2 protein-coding genes are annotated in these 2594 nt (G+C 42.4%); one reads left to right on the top strand and one right to left on the bottom strand.

Translation table 11 applies throughout. From position 1 onward, the window contains the following. The coding region (locus F1E73_RS17975; protein WP_223883494.1) for a hypothetical protein at nt 1-270 on the top strand (270 nt) is incomplete at its 5' end. Here the strand turns inward: F1E73_RS17975 and F1E73_RS16675 are convergent. Continuing rightward, nucleotides 251-1759: a sodium:solute symporter family protein gene (locus F1E73_RS16675; RefSeq protein WP_086478587.1), complete on the bottom strand. Its 1509-nt coding sequence runs from the start codon at nt 1757-1759 to the stop codon at nt 251-253. The genes F1E73_RS17975 and F1E73_RS16675 overlap by 20 nt on opposite strands. Between the last annotated feature and the right edge of the window lie 835 nt (nt 1760-2594).

Here is a 2594-nt window from a genome sequence, read left to right on the forward strand (position 1 = left end):
TCCTTTTTGTTCCATTTCATTCATAATAAAAGTTTAAAACAGATAATAGATAAACGACAAAATAAACAGCACGCAAAGCGACCACAGTTTAAGATTGTGATACCAACGTCTGTCCTCTTTTTTTATCCCTACGTACACATACTCTCTGGGCAACAGAAGCACCAAGAATCCAATAAAAGCATACAAGGAGAGGAATATCATTTTAGCAGTTTCTTGGGAAATACCGGACAACCAATCGAAATTGAACATATTATTGGGCTTTTTTACTAGTTAGGATTTTAGGGTTAAACACCAAGCCCTCCAATTGAACTTCCGAATGGCGTTTGGTTACAAGGCTTACCGTTATATTTACAAGGAAGCCCAATAGAAAGGACCACCATGAAATATATAGGAAGGGATCTTCTATGGTAAAAAACCGATCTTTAAAAACGTTTAGGAACACAGCAAAACCAATTCCGACCACCAATGCGGTAAGTCCGCCCCATTGGGTAGTGCGTTTCCAAAAGATTCCCAGCAAAAGAATGGCGAACAAGGGCCCTTGAAAATAGGACATAAAGGTTTGTATGGCCACGTAGATACCGGGGAAATCACTGCTAATGGGGGATGTGGCTACCCCTATCACCAACAAGGACAGGGTAGTGAACTGTCCTACTTTTAGATAGTGGCGGTCAGAAGCTCCTTTTTTGATAAAAGTTTCATAGATATCCTTGGTAAAGAGGGTGGCGGTTGAGTTGAGTAAGGAATCTACACTAGACATTAGGCCTGCGAAAAATGCGGCAAACATGAGCCCTACGAGTCCAGGGGGAAGGATAGATTTTATCATCATCGGCAAGGCCTGATCGCCATCTGCTAGATCTGGATGCACTACAACGGCCATTAGCCCTGGAAAGAGTACCAAAAAGGGAATAAACATTTTTAGTGCTGAGCCAAAGATCATACTTGCTTTGGCATGCCATTCATTTTTAGCGGTAAGGCAACGCTGCACAATAGATTGATTACCAATCATATATGCGTTGGCCATTACAAAGGTGAGTCCAAACAAAATGCCCGTCCACGGGAAGGGCGATTTGGTATCTGAGGGTTGGATGATATCGAAATGACGTTGGTATTCCGGACCCATGGCTGCAATTTTATCTACCATATTATCCCAGCCACCAACTTCGTATAAGCTTAGAAAAACTAGGGCGAATCCGCCAATAAACATGATGATCATCTGTACCACGTCGGTCATGATCACTGCGGTAATCCCCCCAAAATAGGTGTAGAGTCCCACCACCCCGGCCGTAGCAAGGATAGAGATCCAAATAGGCCACCCCATTAAGACATTTAGCAAGACCGCACTGGCCCAGAAGAGCACGCCTAGATTTAACGCGAAAAACACAATCCAGGTTACGGCAGCTATGGTCCTTACTTTCTGATTATATCGCCTACCCAAATATTCCGGGATGGTATACATGCCCCCTCGCCAGAAATAGGGGATGAAAATAAAAGCCGCCAATAACATAGCCGGCACAGAGCCTACCCAGTCAAAATTTCCTACGGAAACCCCGTAGCGATAGGCCTGACCAGAAACTCCAACAAAATCCAAAGCGCCAATATCGGAGACCACAATGGACATTGCTATAGCCCAAAACGGCATGCTCTTACCGCCCAGAAAATAATCCTTGGAATTGTGGACGAATTTTTTGAAATACAAGCCCAATAACAACATCCCCACGATGTAGGAAATCACAATAAAATAATCGATTCCTGTTAACATATCTTTCCTGTATTTAGATTGCCAACCTAAGTGAAACAAGCTTACACCTATAAAATAGCGTGTTGTACATTGCCTATTCCTTGGTTAAGTTCAATTTAGATCTGGGAGTAAATAAAAACCTTGTAATGTTGGTACTACCGTTTGGTAGCCTATCTCTATTAAGTGGGAGCTCAGTGCAAAATTAGCCAACATACACCCCACATATAGGAGGTAGGTAGTCCTCGTTTTACTGATGATTTTAAAGCGCTTCAAGCTAAATTTCACGAAGCTCCCTAACAAAGAAAAATATATAAAACAGGAAATCCTTAGTATATATTACTCAATACGCATTAGATATTACCCCAGAGTGGTATTTTATAGGCTATTTAGGGGTAAATTGAGGTAATATTATTGTAGGCCATGGAATGGAAAGGTTGTATTTCTTACCCTCCCTTTGCATGAGAGAAAATGTAAACGGGGAATTCTGGGCGCTGCTACCATCCCATTGGAAGGTGTTATTTCTGCTAGTGTATAGGATCATGAAAAGGGGCGTAGGGTACTATGTCGATGAAAGGAAATAGCTCCTAGAGTATTTGAGTTGGGCTAAGGCCCATTTTTGGCAACAATTTTAACCCCCGGATACATCTGGGGGCTATTCAAAAACCAATTATTTAATGAAGCTCAATTAATCCCTTGCCTGCGTTTATTGGTCTTTTCCAGTCAGCCATGTTGCAATTAAATGGATCACCCTGCAAGGCTTGGGGACCTTGTAGTTTATGTTTAACGGAGAGATCCATGGCGCCTAATGCCGATAAGCCTCCATGGGTTGCCCTCTTAAGCGCTCAAAAGCTTTATA

Origin of the sequence: Arenibacter lacus, from assembly GCF_008711145.1 — a bacterium.
In the GTDB taxonomy this organism is placed as follows: domain Bacteria; phylum Bacteroidota; class Bacteroidia; order Flavobacteriales; family Flavobacteriaceae; genus Arenibacter; species Arenibacter amylolyticus.

Excerpts from the sequence above, each read along its gene's own strand:
- F1E73_RS16675 (WP_086478587.1), bottom strand. The coding sequence starts at position 1,759 with ATGTTAACAGGAATCGATTATTTTATTGTGATTTCCTACATCGTGGGG.